This window comes from Cyclobacterium sp. SYSU L10401, from assembly GCF_010993705.1.
Taxonomy (GTDB): Bacteria; Bacteroidota; Bacteroidia; order Cytophagales; family Cyclobacteriaceae; genus Cyclobacterium.
Genome location: NZ_WOFO01000005.1, coordinates 129,858 through 149,843, shown reverse-complemented (window position 1 = coordinate 149,843; position 19,986 = coordinate 129,858). Strand labels below are relative to the sequence as shown.

The 19,986-nt window shown below is 44.0% G+C and carries 18 protein-coding genes and 1 pseudogene; 7 read left to right on the top strand and 12 right to left on the bottom strand.

Translation table 11 applies throughout. The features are described 5' to 3' along the window. Nucleotides 1-58: 58 nt before the first annotated feature. The 7 genes from GL182_RS13645 to GL182_RS13615 all read right to left on the bottom strand — a co-directional run bounded on the left by GL182_RS13645 (nt 59) and on the right by GL182_RS13615 (nt 6,944). Nucleotides 59-277, bottom strand: coding sequence for a hypothetical protein (locus GL182_RS13645; RefSeq protein ID WP_163380247.1), 219 nt, complete (start codon nt 275-277; stop codon nt 59-61). 162 nt (nt 278-439) lie between these two features. Then, entirely contained in the window at nt 440-655 is a 216-nt protein-coding gene (locus GL182_RS13640; RefSeq protein ID WP_163380246.1) for a hypothetical protein, read from the bottom strand. Nucleotides 656-750: 95 nt separating this feature from the next. Next, a complete protein-coding gene (locus tag GL182_RS13635; RefSeq protein ID WP_163380245.1) occupies nt 751-2,337 on the bottom strand; it encodes a cysteine peptidase family C39 domain-containing protein in 1,587 nt (528 codons plus the stop codon). 313 nt (nt 2,338-2,650) lie between these two features. Then, on the bottom strand, nt 2,651-3,535 hold the full coding sequence (locus tag GL182_RS13630; RefSeq protein ID WP_163380244.1) for a polysaccharide pyruvyl transferase family protein: 885 nt from the start codon (nt 3,533-3,535) through the stop codon (nt 2,651-2,653). 272 nt (nt 3,536-3,807) lie between these two features. Then, a complete protein-coding gene (locus GL182_RS13625; protein ID WP_240469836.1) occupies nt 3,808-5,070 on the bottom strand; it encodes a 6-bladed beta-propeller in 1,263 nt (420 codons plus the stop codon). A gap of 110 nt (nt 5,071-5,180) precedes the next feature. Beyond that, nucleotides 5,181-5,432 carry a hypothetical protein gene (locus tag GL182_RS13620; RefSeq protein ID WP_163380242.1) on the bottom strand — a complete coding sequence of 84 codons (252 nt, stop codon included), beginning with the start codon at nt 5,430-5,432 and terminating at the stop codon, nt 5,181-5,183. Between the two features lie 906 nt (nt 5,433-6,338). Continuing rightward, nucleotides 6,339-6,944 carry a Uma2 family endonuclease gene (locus GL182_RS13615; protein WP_163380241.1) on the bottom strand — a complete coding sequence of 202 codons (606 nt, stop codon included), beginning with the start codon at nt 6,942-6,944 and terminating at the stop codon, nt 6,339-6,341. Nucleotides 6,945-7,418: 474 nt separating this feature from the next. Between GL182_RS13615 and GL182_RS13610 the strand changes: the two genes are divergently transcribed. From GL182_RS13610 to GL182_RS13595, 4 genes are all read left to right on the top strand, one after another. Further along, nucleotides 7,419-7,739, top strand: a complete 321-nt coding sequence (locus tag GL182_RS13610) for a nucleotidyltransferase family protein (RefSeq protein WP_163380240.1) — start codon at nt 7,419-7,421, stop codon at nt 7,737-7,739. A 125-nt stretch (nt 7,740-7,864) separates the two neighbouring features. Continuing rightward, nucleotides 7,865-8,272 (top strand): PH domain-containing protein, encoded by a 408-nt coding sequence (locus GL182_RS13605; RefSeq protein ID WP_163380239.1) that lies wholly within the window; start codon nt 7,865-7,867, stop codon nt 8,270-8,272. Nucleotides 8,273-8,637: 365 nt separating this feature from the next. Continuing rightward, nucleotides 8,638-9,801, top strand: a complete 1,164-nt coding sequence (locus GL182_RS13600; protein ID WP_163380238.1) for a hypothetical protein — start codon at nt 8,638-8,640, stop codon at nt 9,799-9,801. A 265-nt stretch (nt 9,802-10,066) separates the two neighbouring features. Beyond that, nucleotides 10,067-11,212 (top strand): hypothetical protein, encoded by a 1,146-nt coding sequence (locus GL182_RS13595; RefSeq protein WP_163380237.1) that lies wholly within the window; start codon nt 10,067-10,069, stop codon nt 11,210-11,212. Nucleotides 11,213-11,546: 334 nt separating this feature from the next. Here GL182_RS13595 and GL182_RS13590 read toward each other — a convergent pair whose 3' ends face one another. Further along, complete coding sequence (locus GL182_RS13590; protein WP_163380236.1) at nt 11,547-12,464, bottom strand: endonuclease/exonuclease/phosphatase family protein; 918 nt, start codon at nt 12,462-12,464, stop codon at nt 11,547-11,549. Between the two features lie 162 nt (nt 12,465-12,626). Next, nucleotides 12,627-13,760, bottom strand: a complete 1,134-nt coding sequence (locus GL182_RS13585; protein WP_163380235.1) for an alpha/beta hydrolase family protein — start codon at nt 13,758-13,760, stop codon at nt 12,627-12,629. 549 nt (nt 13,761-14,309) lie between these two features. Here GL182_RS13585 and GL182_RS13580 point away from each other — a divergent pair. The 3 genes from GL182_RS13580 to GL182_RS13570 all read left to right on the top strand — a co-directional run bounded on the left by GL182_RS13580 (nt 14,310) and on the right by GL182_RS13570 (nt 17,517). Then, entirely contained in the window at nt 14,310-15,554 is a 1,245-nt protein-coding gene (locus GL182_RS13580) for a polysaccharide deacetylase family protein (RefSeq protein WP_163380234.1), read from the top strand. Between the two features lie 282 nt (nt 15,555-15,836). Beyond that, nucleotides 15,837-16,997 carry a DUF4221 family protein gene (locus GL182_RS13575; RefSeq protein ID WP_163380233.1) on the top strand — a complete coding sequence of 387 codons (1,161 nt, stop codon included), beginning with the start codon at nt 15,837-15,839 and terminating at the stop codon, nt 16,995-16,997. A gap of 67 nt (nt 16,998-17,064) precedes the next feature. After that, entirely contained in the window at nt 17,065-17,517 is a 453-nt protein-coding gene (locus tag GL182_RS13570; RefSeq protein ID WP_163380232.1) for a phage tail protein, read from the top strand. 53 nt (nt 17,518-17,570) lie between these two features. Here the strand turns inward: GL182_RS13570 and GL182_RS24500 are convergent, their stop codons facing one another. The 3 genes and pseudogenes from GL182_RS24500 to GL182_RS13555 form a co-directional block, all read right to left on the bottom strand. Beyond that, nucleotides 17,571-17,957, bottom strand: coding sequence for a transposase (locus GL182_RS24500; RefSeq protein ID WP_410267501.1), 387 nt, complete (start codon nt 17,955-17,957; stop codon nt 17,571-17,573). Continuing rightward, a pseudogene (locus GL182_RS24310) lies at nt 17,953-18,060 on the bottom strand (transposase); the annotation flags it as partial. The gene GL182_RS24500 and the pseudogene GL182_RS24310, both read right to left, overlap by 5 nt. Nucleotides 18,061-18,133: 73 nt before the next feature. Then, complete coding sequence (locus tag GL182_RS13555; RefSeq protein WP_205603659.1) at nt 18,134-19,918, bottom strand: thiamine pyrophosphate-binding protein; 1,785 nt, start codon at nt 19,916-19,918, stop codon at nt 18,134-18,136. Nucleotides 19,919-19,986: the final 68 nt, after the last annotated feature.

Genomic DNA, 19,986 nt, shown 5'->3' with positions numbered 1-19,986 from the left:
ATTGGCCATACTAAGAAATTGTATGGCCAATGAAACTAATTGATATTTGGTTTACATATTAAGTACAAGAGCCATTTTCCAGTTCGCAATTTCTATCTATAGCATCTACTATTTCTTGTGCGCTACAGTAATATCCTTGCCAAGCTCCTGTGCTTCCTGTGCATTGACAATAATAATAATTGCACCCGTCAGACCCCCCATAAATCGTTGTCATTTGATTTCGCTGCAGCACATCGTCAATAGCAAGCCTTAATTTCGCTAAATTTAATTTTTCCATTTTTCTGTTATTTAAATATTATTATTTCTTTCCCTATTTAGTTTAGGCACTTGGGAATTCTCCCAATTCATTTCCGTAATTTTTTTAGGATTAAGAAAATGCATTAATTTTCCTTAAAATATAGGATACCTTATCAAGGTAACTAATTTCTATTAATTCGTTTTATTCGCAATCACCCCCGCCTTCGCAATATGTATTTATTGCTTCTTCTTCTTCAGCTTCCGAACAGTAATAACCCTGCCAAGCTCCAAGGTGTAAATTACATGTGCAATAAACATATTGACATCCATCTGACCCTCCATAAATCCCAGCCAGTTGGCTTCGATGTAGCACATCCTCTGCTGCCAGCTTTAATTTTTCTAAATTTAACTTTTTCATTTTTCTTTTATTTAATGATGTTTTTGTTTTCCCCGGACCAGCTTAGGACACCCGGGATTTGTGCCCATTCATCGCGATAGAATTTCTTTATATACCTACTTATAGACATTTATTTCCTTGATGTCCGCTATACTGTATTCTTTTGGTAATTGATATCCGTTGATAAAAATGGTTGGTGTATGGATGATTCCTTCCTTTTCACACCAGGATTTCATGGCGAGTAGTTTTTCCTGCTGTTTGCTTAGCTCTCCATTCATGGGGTAGCGTTCGGCAAATACCGTATAGTCCTTTTTTTCGGCAGCATACCAAATATCTAATGCTTCCTGCGTTACCTTGGGGTCCCCTTTGCTGTTTATGGCCAGCAAATGGCTGATGGTTTTTGCATGGAGATCGTCCGTACTATTATTGGGAAAGAATATAATCTGTAAGTCAATGATTCCTTCCTCTACCAATCGCTCCAATTCCGGATGTGCCTCTGAACAGGGTCCACAGTAGGGGTTACACACCTTGATGACCTGATACCTGGGAGATTCGTTTTTTAGGAGAATGCCCAGGTCCCCGGTCGGGTTGTTTATCTTTTTCGACCGGGTTAGCAGGCTGTCAAAAATTACCGGATCGCTTTTTAATTTTTTCAGGTTCCTTTGGTACGTATAGTGCTTGTCTTTCGCATCGAGGATGGGTTTCAGGTATATCCAGCCCAGAAGGGAGGCGATAAAAAGAAAGGCAAAGGCAGCAACTGCCGGCAAGTCAATCGCATGCTGATAGACCTGCTGTGCCCAGACCAGTGCCATCTCAAGCACCAAGATACCTATCAGGAACAGGCATAGCCGGCACCAACTCTTTATCCTGAAGGCCTGGTAATAAAAAGAAATGACTACTACCGGAAGGGTTGCCAGGCTTAGCCATGCTAATGTGGGCAGTACTCTAAGCGGAGATATTTGGGTTAAAAGCAACAAGGAGCCGGAAAAGAAGTAAGCAAAAGCCAGGGATCCGGGGCTAATGGCCGCATCCGCAAACTTGAAAGCCGCACTGTCCAGTACCGTGTTGCAGTCCGTCTTGGCTCCCCCGGAGCAGAATTTTTGAACCAAGGGGTTATCTTTGTCGATCTCCCGCCATAAAATCAACCCCGAAACGCCCAATCCGATCAGCTTCAGTAGCAGTAAGCCTGCTGTGGCAATTCCGTATCCGGATCCCATCAGTTCAGGCCATCCGAAACCTACTGCAATCAAAGCGAACAGGACCAGGCCGGCCATCAGGAAGGTCTGTATTTTTTCTTTTTGAAGACGTTCTTCAATTCGCGGTTCGGCTGCGTGCTCGCTTTTTTCTACTGCCAAAACCACCCCGGTCCATGAATGCAAAAAATCCTCCCTGCTTAGTTTGAACTTTTTTCCTTCCTCATCATATCCGGAAAAACTGTCTTCAGCGATATGGGAAAGGGTTTGGAAATATTCCTTTCCTTGTACCTTGACCTGCACGATACAGGGCATGGGAATCTGATCGAGCTTCTCTTTTCCGACCTTAAGGGGAAGGGTACTGATATGGTACTTTTCCAACACATCCGAAAGGGTCAGCAAACTGGGAAATTGTGGATGGGAAAGGATTTCTTCTTTCAGGTAGTTTTTGGTAAAGCGAATTTTCAGCAATTCAAGGATTTTACCGGAGCTGTGGAAACAATTATTCATGCGGTTTAAACAGTTTAATAGTAGGTAGATTACCAGAAAAGCAGGAATCTATATATGTTTTTGCTCTTATTACTTCCCAATCTAATGGATAAAATCAAAAAATATAAGTGAATAATATTATTTCCCGTGAACTGGCCTGTTTTCCCCGTGAACGGGTGGTTTTATCCCGTGAAGGAAATGACAAATATTGGTAACAGCCTGAGGATTAAGGAGGAGATATGCCATTTGACCTGTGGCTTAGGGATTTTTTTTGGTTCTGAAAAAGAAAGGAAGGTAAAATAATGTTTTGATCAAACCGTTAAAAAATTCAGCCTTAGTATATGGTCATTTTTGAATGCTGTTTATGAAGAAAGTCTGAAAAGTCATGGATCATGTTTTTTTTAGTGGCCTGAAAATCCAACGGTTCCGGCCTCCAATCTACGGTGCTGAATAGCCCGTCTAACGCTTTTTTGTAGGAATCTGCTCCGGAGGAATGCTTGGGGATCTCATAAATGTTTAGTCCGAGTTCTCCGATGATTGAAACCCGGTAATCTAGTGGATTTCCAAAGAAGATGACCGGTATGCCCATGGCAATGCAGGGAAGGGCACAGTGGAGTCTGCTTGTCACCACCAGCGTTGCGTAGCGCTTATACAGGTACAACAGTTTTTTTGCCTGCAGTCGCTTTTTACGCGCTGTAGTGTCCGGGTTTATGGTATGCGTCATCCTCAGACCGTTTTTTTCAATAAAATCCGGCAAAAGAAACGGAACATCTACAATCATGATTGCGCCGTCTTCAGGCTTTTTCTTCCTTTCGGGCAGGGTAAGCGTCAAACAGCGGCTGTAAAAGGCCTCAATGCCGGCAGCCTTTAATTTCTCTGCAGTATAGCTGTCCCGGCATCCTATGGGCTCATGCTTTTTGAAAAATGCCAAATTCTCTTCCGATAAAAAATGCCTCCAGGAATCATTCCAGTCGCTGATATGGAATCCCCAAAAAACCGGCAAAATACTATTACTAATTGGAAGACAGTGCTCAGGCTGGTGTGAATACCACCCGTTCATGATCAACAAATGGTTAGGGTTACAATGGGCGCTTGCCAGTGTATCCCTGTTAAGCCTCATGTTAATTTCCGGTAAAAATCGTTCGGCGGCAATAGATTGGACCTGATCTCCCAGGTTGTTTAATCCCCGGTAGTCAAATCCTGCATAGCGTATTTTCATAACTACAAATATTTCATTCAATTATTACCATTCTCTCTATTTGGATTGCGGATTATAAAATACAAACCTGAGTTGGGGGTTGTTTCTCTAGTTATAAAAATCCGATCCTTTGATTTTGAAGACCGCTGCAATTCGATTGGTTCTGTAGGAATTGTGCATTGAGATCAGTCCGTTACATGCAACAATTGGGGTATACTTTGAGTCCTCCTGCCTTGGTGGGATGTTGAATATCTAGTTAATATTCAAATTCATCAAGATATTTAATGAAACTGTTATCTTTCACTATCCCTGTTTCCATTTAAACTTGGAGAAACAAGCCGATACAGCGCAATTAGTGGATTTTTTTCTTGCATACCACCCTCATTCCTTAAGATGGAGTAAAACAGGTCCTCAGACAGATGTTTTGGAAGCCTTTGAATCTTTATACCCGTTAAGTTAGTATCGTCAGGTTGTTTTAGGAAAGACAAAGGTACATTGTTGACTAAATCAAGCAATACGAGAAATGACTGCTTATTAAATTTGAAAAGTAGGGTTGCATATCCTTCGAACATTTCTACATATTCTATCACTGGCAGATCTTCCTTCTCAAATCCCTTGAAGTGAAGTAGGTATTCCGGAACCAGATGATCTTTCACTTTTCTGTAGATCGTATCTTTATGCTCAACTAATCCCCTGACTCGGGTTTGAGGTAGGTAAAAGAGGGTCGATTCTTTTATCCGGCCTAAAATTCTTGGGAATCTATGGATTATCGTAAATTTTGAAGTGTAACTGTACAGCGGGCTTTTCTGGTGTTTGATGACTTCAAGTGTTTTTGGATCAAATGAGCTTAATAGTATGTTACGGGTTTCTTCATTGGAACCAAAAAGACCCTCCTGAATCACCAATAAAGTATTATTTTCATGATACAAGGAAATTGGACGACCAGGCAATCGGCTTGAGCTGATGAAATTTCCCTCAAGATCATAGGAAATCAATACCATTTTCACCCAATCTGCCACAAGGACTATATTTTCTTTTTCTTCCAGGTAAATCGCATAGGGCATAATATATTCTTCAGGGCCTTCTCCCATCTCTCCGATAGTACCAAGTAAATTCCCACTGTAATCAAATTTTAAAAGTCCCAGTTTATTGTCCAGCAGAAAAAAAAAGTGCTTTGAGAAGGCTATCTCCTGTACTGTAGAAAGAGGAGGGTTTCCCTCGGCCTCCAGATTTATGGTGTCCAGCATTTCGAATTGTAACTCCAGCGAATCGCCCAATAAAAAATCCTTCTGGATTTCAATTGTATTGGTAAACAGTTCGGCATCCGAGTTGTCTTTATCTCCACAATTTTGCAACAGGAAAACTGTAATAACAGGCAAAATAAGCGTGGTATATTTCATATTCAATTTTGGAAAGCATGTACGATAAATTTTCTGGGAAACAGCCTTGTTCTGTATTTGGGAAGTCATTGAGAACAAGCGTCGTAGGGGTGTTTTCTTCCAAACTTCATTCATACGTTGTTCTAAAACGTAAAGGAGAAACCATAAAAAGCCCAAATGATTAGAAATGGGCTTTTTGAATTACCTATTAGCAAGCGGTTCTGAAATAACACCTAAAGAAATAAGTCTAAGTAAAACCAGGACATCAGAAAAAGAAACCGATTTACTCAAGAACAGGTATAAGTACCATATTCCATATCGTGGACATATCGCCCAACCGCTTCATGACACTCTGAAAAACTTAAACCAGGGTGTGGGTTATACAAGGTGTCTATGAGAATGGTGCCTGCAGTGTCCTCATACAAGTAGCAAACAGAACAGGAACTTCCTCCAGATCCGCCATAGACTGTAGTCATTTGATTCCTTTGCAGCACATCCTCTGCCGCCAGCTTTAGTTTTTCTAAATTTAATTTTTTCATTTTTCTTTAAATTAATGATATTTGTCGATTTCCCGGACTTACTAAGGACACCCGGGAATTGTGCCCATTCATGTGTCTATAAATTGTCTTTAATCGGCCACATAGCTTGTCCCAATCTCATCGGGAGAATCCCGGCCTACCGGCAGGCAGGTCGCATGGTTGATAGTCATCCTATTGTTTGACGGCTACGTCATGCCTGCCAGTCCGGTAGGCAGGCTCGATTTCATCGCAATAGAATGTTTCTATTTTACCTATTTGTAGATATTTATTTCTTTGATGTCTGCGATTCGGTATTCCTTTGGTAAAGCGGTTTTTCAGCCATTCAAAAATTTTACCGGAGCTGTGGAAACAATTATTCATGCTGTTGGAACAATTTAATAGCTTGTTAATTACCAGAAAAGTTGGTATCTATCTATGCTTTTGGTCTTAATACTTCCCAATCTAATGGATAAAATCAAAAAATATAAGTGAATAATTGTATTTCCCGTGAACTGACCTGTTTTTCCCGTGAACGGGCGGTATATTTTTTTCTATATCGGATGTGGGGTTTGCCAAACATATTTCGCCCCGTCAGGGCTTGGGTTCCCGTTTCGGGTTTAGACACAGGGCTGCACCCTGTGTTTGGGTATTGCGCACTTTCAGTGCTTGGGTTTGAATAACTGGATAGCGCATGCTGTCTTTCGTTTCTTTGATACGCAGGTATGGCAAAAAAATAACATATTGTTCCAATACAAGCCTTTGGGGGATCTTGGATGATATTGTAATCAGGACATAACACAATGTTCTTTTTGATTCACCCTATAATAGGTTAGGTGTTATTCTACTGTAGTCCGAAATACTGGCTTCGTATATGATACTGTTTTAGTATTCTTTTTTGTGCCTTGGAATCCCAAGCCAGAGACCAAACTATAATCCTCCAAACACATGATCCAGCTTCAGCTCAAATCCAGGCAGGGCTTCAGAAATTACCCTGTCACCCAAGGTGAATAAACGGGAGGCGCGGTATTTCCGCTTATCCAGGGTATAAATAAGAAGCGTTCGCTCATCCGGATGGATGACCCAGTATTCTTTCACTCCCGAAGCCTCATACACTTCGTATTTTAACTTCAAGTCTTTTCGATTATTGCCGGGAGAAAGTATTTCTATGATCAAGTCTGGTGCACCAAGACAGCCACGTTCGTCTATCTTCTCTGCATCACATACGACACATAGGTCCGGTTGGACAACCGTATCGATATCTTCATTCTTTTTGGAAGCCACCGGCAGTCGTACATCGAAAGGTGCTGAGAATACTTCACAAGACTTACCCTTTAGAAAATCGTACAGCGAGTAGAACATTTTTCCGGAAATCCGTTGGTGAATCACTCGGGGTGCAGCTGCCTGTCGAAACACCTTTCCACGGATCAGTTCTACCATTTCATCTATCTCCCAGGTAAGATAATCCGCATACGTGTAGGAGCCGTAAGCAAAGTCAGGTTCTTTGGCTATGTTTTTTTCAGGTTGCGTTTCCATAGGGCTAACAAAACACGTCAATGATTGATAAAAATAATAAAAACCAATCAATTCCGCGAGAAATACCTATCGGTAATGGAAACATGGACTGGATGCTTGAATTTCGATACAAAACCCCAAAAGACTACCAGGGTACTTTGCTGCCCAGGCCAATATCATCTGACGAAATCTAAACAACCCTTTTCCTACCCGTCTTATCAAATTGCCGTAAAAGAAACACAGAATATCCCTATTTTTGTCAGCTTCCAAAGCGTTTCCGGCCCTTTAACCCTAACCACCACCTTGGCTACCGCAAACGAGTCCTATTACAACTAATCTGGTCCGAACAATCCAAAATGTACCGAGCCTGTTAACCCATAGTACCTGATTGTGGCAAGTATTTTTCGATTTAAATGTTCCAAACTATTTGATTGGCAATTACTTGTTTGCTGTTTCTGCCTGTTATTTACTGAAATAATTTATTATATTCGAATTATGCAGTTGAACGAAGTAATCGCAACACGAAAAAAGGAATTTGAGACACTCTGCAGTAGGCATAATGTGAAATACCTGTTCGCCTTCGGATCATCCATCTCCGATCGTTTTGATCCAACTAAAAGTGATATTGACCTACTCGTTGAGGTAACTTACGAGGATCCCATCGCACGTGGAGAAATGCTGATTTCCCTCTGGGATTCACTCGAGAAATTTTTCGCCAGAAGAGTTGATTTGCTTACCGATGCATCGATTAAGAATCCTTTTTTGCGGAAAAGTATCGATTCCACCAAAGTGTTGATTCATGACGGATCAGGATAATGTTTTTTTGAATGGGATCGTAAATTCCTGGAGGAATCCCCTAATCTTCGCTATTTTTGGTAGTAAAAATAACGGGATGCCGCCACTTAAAATGAAAACATACAAAGCCAAAAAAAGGACGCCTGATGCAGGGTATACTGCTCGCCATGTTGGTATTGCCACTGGCATACGGGTTTTTGGGTACCAAACCGTGGAGGGAAAAGTTGCGAAGGATGATTCCCCTGACCGCTCCGGCCTTATCGATTATCTGGCCCTATCTTGACACCCGGTATTGGGTCCGGAGTCATACCTTTTACTACAAGTCAGGCTATATCAAGGGAGAAATTGACATAGGTAGCATCCGGACCATCCTTAAAGACAAAACCCGATGGGTGGGAGTGAAGCCTGCACTGGCTACCGGAGGCTTGATCGTGAAATACAACCGGTACGACGATGTCTACATTGCCCCGGAAGACAGTGATGCCCTGATTGTCGACCTGCTCACCATCAACCCCAGCATCCAGGTGATCGCATCGGGAAAGATACCTAAGTAGCATTAAAAAGTGCTGAGCATATCGAAATCCAGGAATGCACTTGCAAATTTTGAAAAAATAAAATCCCCCTGCGCCCCCTTAAAAAGGGGGATTTAGTTACATTATCCGAAAGTGCTGGCGGTCCACTATTGCATGTAAATCGAAGGGAGGTTTACTCAATTAATTAATGTTGAATAGGTATTATTGTAACGGGCTGAAAAAGTTCAGCGGCAATACCATGGCTGCAAATAGTCATCTGTCCAACTCCCCCTTATCAAGGGGGCAGGGGGATTTATTTACTCACAACTAAGTAAAACACTCCAATTACTCCGACAATAGCCATTAGAAAGCTTTGCTTTTTTAAACCATTAGTTCTACTTTTAACCATGATTAACTCCCGTTTACCACTACTAGCTTTGCTGGCAGCTGGGCTGCTGTCCTGTTCCAGATCCCAAAAGGAAACTTCCGGTGTCGGCAGCTATGCCCTTCAATTGGTGGACTCGCTACGTATCGATTATATGGGTAGTCTGGAGCTAAAGGATTACGATCCGGAAACCAACCAGTACCTTGCCTACGACCAACAGAAAAAGGAAGTCTTGATTTTTGATGCCTCAGGAGGTATCCAACATACGTTTATCCTGAAAGACGACGGCCCGGAGGCCATCAGCGGCTATGGGCTGAACCCCAGGTTCTCGGCAGGAAACATCTGCCTCTTTGGCGATAAAATCTATACATTGAGCCGACAGGGAAAGGTATTGAACCGGACGGAGATACCCTATCCCTATTTCTGGATCGTGGGTGGCGCGCATATAGCAGCCTCTTCGCTGGGGGATAAATTGCTGTTCTACAAACCGGAATCGGCAGAAGAGGGGCAGGACCGGCAGGCAGCCTACCAACGCATGCTTGATGGAGGACCCATGATGGAGGTGTTGGATACAATCAGCGACGAATATTATCCTACCATGCATTTTCCGGAAACCGATGCCTTTGAAGAAGGGCTCTTTTACGGGTATCCTACGCCCCTTATTCAAAATAGCGGCTCCCAATGGTTCCTTTCGGTCAATAATGCCTTGGAGTTTCATGTATATACCGAAAAGGAACAACAGTTGCTCTTTGAGCGGACGGTAAAAATTCCGGCGAAGAACGCCTTCCCGGACCAGCCGGTGCCATTGGAGCAGATGGATACCTTCTTTGAAAAAAACGGACTGGTTTACCGTATCCCACAGATCCACCGGTTTTTACCCCTGAAGGATCATTTGATCGCCTTTTACAGCAAGGGTGTTTCTCCCGAAACGAAAGCCGCCTACGATGTGTCGGATCCCGCACAGCGGCGGGAATTGGTGTACTCCTTCCCTATGGAATTTGCCGTTTTTGATTCGGAGTTTGGCCTGCGCGCAGTGGACCTGCCCATTCCGAAAAGCATGGTTCCTTTTGAGGCCATGGTGGACAAGGAAGGGCAAATCGTGGCACTTAAAGACCAGGAACAGGCAGGTGTGGAAGAGGATTTTAATACGGTTTATAAATTTAAACTGGTCTACGGAGGGAAATAAATTTAATTTTTGGTCGCGAGAAGATAGCCATTTAGTTAGAAACCTTAATTCGATTCTAGATGATGTTTCTGTAGCCAAGCGGTACGTTTTTACAATGAACACAGAAAATGCAGATAAGATAAATCCCCCTTAAAAAGGGGGTAGGGGGATTTTTTCGAAATGCTAAGTATTAAAATCTTTCATTTATCTCCCAAAATCCCCCCGATTGGTAAAATTTAACATCTTTTATGTAATGGTTTCATTTTCTTTTGTAGAACTTGGGAAGATGAAAATAGGGCTTTGTATAAGCTGTTTGGCTTTGTTCCTTTATGGGTGTAGCAATAACGGTAAAAAAAGCGAGGATGATTTTGCTTATCAATTGATGTTAACTGATTCCATTCAGGTGGATTATCGGGGAAATCTGTTTCTTTATGACTACGACTCGTCAACCCACCTATTTCTGGGCATGGACAACGGTACGGATGAAGTACTGCTGTTTGACAGGCAAGGAACCGTCAGTTCCCGGTTTCACCTGGCAAAGGACGGCCCCAATGCCATCACCTGGGCCATGGGATGGGGCTTTTTTGAGGGGAAATACACGGTAATGGATGCCGCAAAGGGCTTGCTGTTTTTTTCAGGGGAGGGAGAAATCGTCAAGCGCATGGATTTAAATCCACCGTACACCTTTATCAACGGGCTCAAAAGTCCCGTTCATGCCTTCGGAAAGGAACTGGCCTATATCCGACCGGAAAGGGGAGAACAGGATTATACCAACCAGGCCGAAATGTTTGAAAGCATTTACCGCAGTCCCATTCTGGAGCTGGTTGATCCGGAAACAGGTGCCTACAGGCAGACCATGCCTTTTCCACCCGGAACGATATACGAGGACGGCAATTTTTACCACTGGACCTTTCCTGCCGTGATTCCTGCAGGAGAGGAGTGGTTGGTCTATTTCAGGGGCGAATTGGCATATCACCTGTACGGGCAGAAGGAGGAACATTTGGTTTACCAAAAAACCATCGACCTGGACCTGAAAGATGCCGTCGCAATCAAGGGTGTTCCCATGGCCAACATAGATGATTACTACGAAGCGAGTCTTTACAATGTCTTTGGCAGGATCCAAAACCTGTTTGTTTTGGACAGCCAGATCCTCATCCATTACACCAAGGGTATGGAGGAGGAAAAGGCCAAATCCTTTCCCAGGAATACGATGGAAGAAAGAGCGGCATTTTCCCTTCAAATCACCGATTACCTGGCGGTTCTGGACCGGGAACACCGGATACTGCAAAAGGATATTTCAGTTCCACAGGGTATCACGCTCAGCAGTGCGGTGGATGAAAATGGAGCTTTTTTTGGTCTGAAGGACCAGGATTATTTTGGGGTGGAGGAGGATAAGGTTACTTTTTATCAAATGAAGTTGAAAATAAAATAATCTAAAGAAGGTCTTTCCTGGTACGTTTACGAAAAAAACCTTCGGTGTCTCAAAGACTTTAAAGTTTTTTTAGAATCCGGCAATGAAAGATCGCAATTTATTTTTTTTACAACAAAGCATTTCGGTCAAGGCTTAGTTCTTGCATTTTGAAGTTGTTTTTCAAACTCGTTCGGGGTTACTATTTTAGCCGTTTTAAAGGGATGTTGATCTAATGAGTCCTTATCTCAGGTAATTAAAAAATCAGCCTTTGAAAAATCTATTGAGTCCAATAAAAAATTATCTTTAGTGTCGCAGCTAATAAAATGTGTTGGATGAAAATCCACCTCCCGACGGATTATTCATCCCAGGCAAAGGATGCGACGACCGGATAGTGATCGGAGAGCCTGTCCGGTGTTCCCGTGTTGACCACTTCAGCATGGGTGCATTGGAATTCAAAAAAAGGGCTGACCAGGATGTAATCGATGCGCTGCCGGTAGCCGGCCTGTTTTTCGGGCGATAGTTCTTGCGTGATCAAGGGCGTGGGAAAGGAGGATTTTCGGTTTTCTTCCGTATGGTTTTGGACCACGTCGATCAGGGGAAGGGATAAAAACCGGGACATGACGCTGTAGTCAAAGCTGCCGTTTCGAAGCGTTTGGAAGGCTTCCGCACCCTTTTCTTCGAATCGCAGGCTGTCCCCTTCCCGATTGCGGCGAAGGGTTTCCGGATGGGCAAGGTCAAATCCGGCGTCAAAGGGAGAATGGGCATTAAAATCCCCGAGAACCATGAACTTTTCCTGCTGGTTTTTGACCAGTACGTTTTCGATATAGGTCGAAACCATCTCGGCTTCGGACCGGCGGAATTGCCAATCCTGGGGGCTCAGGTGGACCACCAGAAAGTCGATGTCACGGGTTTTGGCATGCAGCATCCCGTGCCAAAATCCTCCCAGCAGGCGGCCTTTGAGTTCCAGCGGTGTCTTTGAAGTAATGCCTATCGGATACCCATCTTCTTTTAAAAGCAGGGAATAGGGGTGTCCCCATTCAAGGGCCATCTGCACAAGTTTTTCCGGGCTAAAGGCATTGAGCTCCTGAAAGCCGATGATGTCCGCATCCTGTTCTTTCAGCCAATGAACCATGGTTTTTTCCCGTTCCAGGTCTTTCCCCCAGTCAAAACCATTCCAGATATTGTAGCTGATGACTTTAAGGGATTGGTTTTGGGCGTATACGTTTGGTTGAAGTAAAGCCAACAGCGCAAGGATAAGAAAAAACCGATTCATAGTAAGGGGGTTTGGAGTTGTATCTAACATTATTTCGAGATCAAATTTTTGTTGGCATGCAGAACTGAATGAAGGCCGAAAGGACCAGGTGCTTCATCAAAGGCCTTCCTAAAACGGAACTTCCTTTGATTATTTTTAACGAATGCGTACGGCTATAATTCCTTACTTTTCCTTGCCGGAAGCTGTCAGCCAGTTGGTCAGAAATTGTACCCCTTCCGAGACAATCGCCTCGTGGCCTCCTTCGTGCAAGACGAGATCGATCTTTTCGGGGATGTTCAGGCGTTGGTAGTGAATGGCTGCCTTTTCGTAGGCTTCCACGACCTGCGGCCAATGGGCAATATTGTCGTTTTTACCGTGCTGTATCATCAATGGCCGGGGCACGATCAGGGAAACGAGGTCTTCATCGGAAAATTCCGTCAGCCAACCGTTGAAAAAGGCATGTTCTTCCCGGGGTGAAAAGCTGGAATACCGCTCATCCGGCACTGCCATCTTATTTCTTCGTTGATTGAACCAGGCCGATACCACACCTGCTTTTATCCGGGGTTCAAGGGGCATCCAGAATAGGGTAGCCATTCCTCCCAGCGAAACACCCCACATCCCGACTCGTTCTGCGTTCACTCGCGGATCGGCAAGTACAACATCCAACAGGTGCTGTACCCGAACCAATTCTATGCCGGGTAAACTGGTACCTGCCAGGCGTGCATAGCGCTCCACGTTGTTGCGTCGCTCTACTGAACGCAGGTTCATCGGCAGGAGTACGGCAAATCCGGCATCAAGCAATCCTTTAGCATACTCATGGTAGGCACCGGAAGAAAAAGGGGTTTCCGGTGTGCTCCCAATGCCGTGTTGCACAATGACCAGCGGTACCGGTCGCTGTTGGCTTGCCCCTTCCGGAAAGGCAAACAATGCTTCTGCCGTCAATATTCCCAGGGGAAGGGTAAGCCATTCGGCCTGTACTTGTCCCAGGGGGTAGGGTTTGGTTTCGAGCGGTCCTGTCTTGAAGAGTACCGGAGGGCTCAGCACTTCTTCCCATCGCCTGCGGTTGGGGCTGACGCTTCGTTCAAGAGCCGCAGGGCTGCTGTAATCCCGGTTCCACTGCTTAGCTGCACGGGCTTCGTACTCCTCTACCAGAAAATGGCGCAGGTAATTTTCCAGTTGCTGTTCGTAGGCATCCGTACGTGCGGTTTCCACCTCCGGCGCAATCAATTCCGTATTTTGGGCGACCACTTCCTGGAAACCGGCAAACAAAACCCAAGCAAGAAAGCATATCCCGGGGTAACACATTTTTTTATTCATGTTTTTAAGGTAGGAAATTCCTGTCTTTAATTGAATACCTCGCTGGAAAAACATTCCGGGAATAGTTGGCATTACATGCGGAATCGGTAGCAGGGCGCTGTGGGTTGATTCGGAAATTTGTACGGATCGGAATGGAATCGATCGCATGCAGGTTTACTTTAAAAAAAGTAACGCTAATTTTTAGACTTGTGAAGGATCGATGAAGCCTTGGTTGATCAAATACGGGTAGCCTAAGCAGCTAAGGTAGGTATGTTTTTCTGCAACTAGGTAACTGCGTAAATTCATCAAAGACCCCATCTTTAAAAGAAACCCCCTGCAGAAAAATAAAAATAATTGTCTCCATCTTCTTGCTTTAATCTTAGATTACTTTTAATTATGGCTATACCAATAGCAGGTTTGGCTATTTGTTACCAGAAGAGGAGTGGCATCCTAAAGGATTTTGCTTTCAGCATCCCTTTTGGTTTCAGGATCAGGAAAAAATTTCGGAGAGGCAGTTTTGTACCGATTTCAAAATGAACTAAAAACTAAGAAAATTAAACTACGAAAGAGATGAAGATCCAATTTTCAGTAACCACACTTACAGTCATATTATCTGGTTTCATCCTTTTTAGCGCAGCAGCTCAAAACCCGGATTTTCCCTGGCCGGAGGGTAAAAAAATGGCCATCAGTTTAAGTTTTGATGATGCCCGGGCCAGTAATCCCAGTCCGGGGGCCGCCTTATTGGATGAGTATGGGGTAAGAGCTACTTTCTATGTGGTTCCCGCAAGCATGGAGCGGGATATACCCGGATGGAAAGAGGTTGTTGCCTCGGGACATGAAATCGGGAATCATTCGCTTTATCATCCCTGCAGCGGCAATTTTGCCTGGTCCAGAAATAAGGCACTTGAAGATTACACCTTGGACCGTATGCGAAAGGAATTGATCGCAGCAAACGATGAAGTGGAGCGGCTATTAGGCGTAAGACCGGAAGTTTTCGCCTATCCCTGCGGACTTACATACGTTGGCAAGGGAGAACGTACCCAAAGTTATGTACCCCTGATTTCAGAACTGTTTCTCTCAGGAAGGGGCTGGAGAGATGAAGCTCCGGTGGATCCTTATTATGCAGACATGGCGCAACTTACCGGTATGGAAATGGACAACAAATCCTTTGAAGAAATTTTGCCCCTGATAGAGGCTGCTGCTGAAAACCGGCAATGGTTGGTCCTTGCCGGGCATGAGACGAATACGGAGGGCAATCAAACCACTTATTTGAGCATGCTAAGGAAACTTTGTGCTTATGCCAATGATCCGGCAAACGGCATCTGGATCGCCCCGGTGGGAACCGTTGCCAAATACGTTCAGGAAAAGCGGACCGCCATGAAGGATAATTTAAATATTCCCGGAATTTCACGGCCTTCAGCAGATGGAACCGTTTACCTTACAGCGGAAAAAGGTAAAGGCATAGGCCCTGCTATCCAATACATGCCTGAGTGGAATGCCTTTGGTTGGTTTACGGCAAAGGACCGGGTGGAATGGGACCTGGATCTCCCAAAGAAAGGCACCTATGAAGTCTGGATGGAATGGTCTGTATCGGATGAAGAAGCCGGAAAACCTTTTGTGCTGACCTCGGGCGATCAAAGCATTGAAGGCATCGTAAAACCCTCCGGTTCCTGGGAGACCTTTCAGGAAACGAAGATAGGAGAACTGGTATTGGATGCGGATTTTAACCGGGTCACCGTGGCTTCCGGCGAGCAATTTGAAGAGGGAGCATTGATGGATTTAAAAGCCCTGAGGCTGGTACCGGTTGAAAAATGATCAGAATACACCCTTGATGCCAATCAACAAATGAGCAGGGAGTATTTAACCCGCAGGATGATCCCGGAAAAGTTAGCCCCTGTTTTATTGCTTTTTACCGGTATCCTGAATAAATGCTAAAAAGGCCATTAAAAGGTTAGCTTTTTTTAAGTCTTAACTGGACAATAAGCGCTTTAAGTTTACCAATCAACATGTGAAATAGTGGCTGAATATCAGGCCCTTGAATCGGGTTTTTATATCATAACATTTGTTTATTTGGTTTTTTAGTTCAAAATTAGGCTTATGAAAAAACCCCTCAGTCTATTTTTAATAACACTTTCATTTTATTCCTGTAATCAGTCCTCATCTGGAACGGGAAAAGTGGAGGGATTGGAGGTTTCCATTGATACGGTCTTGATAGCTACCGGAGAGGATTTTATCAACCTGCGTTCTGGGATTTATTTTTCGGGTCTCAGCAATGATGGAAAGTACCTTTTTAATTCAGGAGGGACAAGTCCTTACCTGGAAAGGATAAATCTGGAAACGTTGAAGTTTGAAGAAAGGATGAATTTTGACGAGGATGGGCCCAATGCTTTTGGTGATTATGTATTTGGGGTAAGTTCTGATGTCAATAATAATTTGGTCCTGACGAGTGGGGATGGGACAAGCATCTTTAACTTAGAAAAGCAAAAACTGAAAAAATTTATCTTTAATGGTCGTGAATTTCAAGGGGATAAATTAGAAGGCAGGGAGCAGTTCATCTCAAAAATTATTCCTTCCCATGATTATAAAACTGTATACGGCCTCGTTGAGAATTATGAGACCGGAGAAATATTTTTTGCTATAGTAAATGAAGAAAATCAGTCCCTAAAAAAGGTTAAACTGGATGGATTTGAGAGAGCTCACGAATATACAGTAGAACATAGCGTTGGTGGTGGGGTATCGACTTCTTCTCCCCAGAGCTCGGAAATAGTCAGGTTGGGAAATAAGTTAATTATCACCAATCCCGTGTTTAGCAAAATAGCAGTATATGATTTGGCTGAAAAAAACTTGAAATATTATGATTGCAACCCTACGCTCACTGCAAGCGGAAAAGTGGGTACCTATACCAAGGAGGTAAATTCAAGGGAGTCCTTCGAAATGGAAATACTGAAGATTAAAGAGGAAGTTACATTCCTGCCTCTAATGATAGACCTGAATAATGAGCATTACGTAAGGCTCTCCATTATTGGGGAACCTAAAATGAATGACAAGGGCCTGCCAGAAATGAATGACCACAAAGTGTTTATCAGTATTCTGAATGATTCTTTTGAAGTGACCAAAGAGGCAGAGGTAGCAGATGGTATTGGCAAACTTTTTTCGACTCCTATACCCCAAAAACCTTTTATGAAAGACGGAAAAGTATGGCTTTATCTTAATGTCAATGACGAATTGGCTTTTGTACGGTTGGACCTGGATGCATAGCTGTTTTTTACGCCCCCACCCTTTATGTTATCAATCAATTAAAAAAATGCCGTAATTTTAAAAAACCATGGCGGAAGAAGCAGAAAACAACATATGGCCTTTACCCAGGTTTTTCTTCGAAGTAGACTTTGGAACCGGAGCAGCCGTACCCTTTCAGGAGGTAAGCGGTTTGGATACAGAACCACAACGATTGGAATACAGACATGGCAATAATCCAGTATTTTCTACTATCAAAATGCCAGAAATGAATACGTATGCCCGTGTGACTTTAAAGAAGGGCATTATTATGAGTGACCACCTATTTTGGGATTGGTTCAAAAAAATCAAGATGAATACCATCAAACAGCAAACCGTTACCATCAAACTTCGTGATGGTGAAGGTAGACCAACGATGACATGGATCCTTAACAATGCCTTTCCTATCAAAATTTCTACTTCTGATTTTAAATCAGATGCCGACGAAATAGCGGTGGAGGCGATTGAAATTTCATTTGAGGAGCTTGCCATAAGTAATGGTTAAAAGATCACCATCCTTCGACTAAATAGGAATATAATTAGGGTCTGCTGAAAAACTCAAAAAACACAAGTTTTCATAACCAGCCCAGAGAGCTCTCTGGGCTGGTTATGTGTTTTCAGGTTTTCCAGAATCTGGATTATTATGCTCTTGATGGTGTATTTCAGCTCCGTCCACGCTGAAAAACTCAGGCACGGGAGCGCCATCCCGGCCAATTTGACCAGGTTGAGTACTAGGATGATGGAGGCGATCCATGATTGGCTGGTGTTTTTGAGCCTTGCCCTGATCCGGTTCATACCGTATCCGTTTTTAGTAAGTCCAAACTTGCCCGCTATCGGATTCCTTTCCCAGGGTCCTACGTGGTTTTCCACTGCCCTTGCCGAGGGCCTTCCCAGTGGCTTGGCCGCCAGTTTGAGGTTGTTTGTTATAGGAACTGTACCCCCCATGAAAGTACTGAAGATACATGTTTTCAGTAATCTGGGCGACGGTTTCCCGATCATCCAGATTGAGCATATGTTTGATAATTACTGCGCCGATCAGGATTCTAACCTCATCGGTAGTCCATGTGCATAAATCCTTTTAAACGTTTGACCAAGACTTTCAAGAAGTAGAAGATCAGCAACTAAAACTTAGATTCTGGTGGCCAATTGGGGTTTTCTGTTTCGTCTTCTCCGATTGCACCAGGCAGATGTGGCCATAAGACCTCCGGAGTATCTTTGGAGGGAATGCTGACCTCTACGACAAAATTCTCATGGGGTGTCTGCCTGATCTCCTCCAGTATGGTCCGTAGCTCATCTACCGTACCTGCTTTTCTGCCAATACCACCCATCGCATCGGGTATTTTGCTGTAGTTCCACCGTGGAATTTCGTTGTACGAATAGTTCGCATCCAACAAGTTATCGGAATAATCGACCGGAGGCTTTCGAAAGGGGTTGGGGTTCACCAGGTATTGTTCGATCCCGTAAATCCCATTCACCAATACGAACACGACGGTGTTCTGACCGTTTGCATGGTGTTCTGCGACCGCCTGGCAGGTCTCGTGAAAGGCACCATCTCCCACGGCTACCATCACGCGCTTGTTAGGTACGGCAAACTTTATTCCTGTAGCCGCCGGTACGGAGTAGCCGATCGCCAACCAGGCAGCCTGGGCCACAAAGCCGTTTCTCTCGGGAATGGTTACACCTTGTGCTCCGATCAAGGGAAATCCGGCATCTACTACAAGAACGGTGTCTTTTTCCTGTTTGATGTAGCTCTCCAGTTCTTTGAAAAACGGCGTATAGCCCATGCCCTTATCACTCGTCTCAACCAGAGCCAGCCGCTTTAGCGCTGGATGAATGCCCTTCAAATTCAAATTAGGCGCGGTTTTAAATGCCTCCGTAAGCGCTACGATAAACGTTTTTAAATCCACCAATGGGAAAAATTCCGAACCTACAAACACCCCATCGTGTGCTGCCATAATGGTTCTGTCACTTCTGATATTTTGGTTTTCCGTGTCCTTGCCAATGGTCCAGGCACCGATGCCGATGATCACGCCGTCATCGCCGACCAGTTTATTGATTTGATCTTTTGTTAAGGTAACACAACCGTCAAAAAACGGATTATCTTCAGAGATGCATGACTTGCCTAGTGCTGAGGTAACAAAGTGAATCCGCTCATTAGGCTGGGCATGTTGGTCATTGGTTACTTCAAGAAGTTCAAGGAATTCTTCTTGCAAGCCCATTCGTTGCAACTCAATTCCAGCCCAAAATATGGATTTTGGCCTGCTCCTGATCAACTTTATGGCGGCATCTATGGCTTTGCTTGCTTCACTTACGGTCAGGATACGTCCTTTTCCTGAGCTCAATGACCCTTCAGGTGCATTACACGGCGCGCGCCACACGTCTTCCGTCACTTCCAGGTAAACGGGTCGGCTATGCGTAAGCAATGCCGTTAGTACCGAGTCTATTTGATAGGGTGCCTGGGCAGCGTTGGTGATGCGCTCTGCGGCCACGGTAATCGGTCTAAACATGTGAATGTCGATAAATTCGTAGCCAGTAGTATGCGAGTACAAAAGCCCCACATTTTTCTCATTACTGTCTTCCTTATTCGTAGGCGCTCCATTGATCATCAAAATCGGTACTTTTTCTACGAAGCTTCCTGCGATCGTATTGAGTCCGGTGAAGGGGCCTACACTATAGGTCACATATACGGCGCTTGGCTTTCCTTTGACGCGAGCGTAGCCATCGGCAGCAAATCCTGCAGTAATCTCATTGGAGTTATTGATTATTTTAATTGGAGAATTCGTATCGGAAAGAATGGTGTCGAGCAATGGTGCGGTATAATTTCCGGCCACACCAAACATATACGCTATTCCAAGTTCCTCCATACGGGATTTTAGGTAACCCGCCACCGTCATTTCGGTTTTCATGTCCATGATTTTGTTATAAGGTGATAAAAATGATACTGTCCCAGAAACCAGCCCTTGTCCCTGATCTG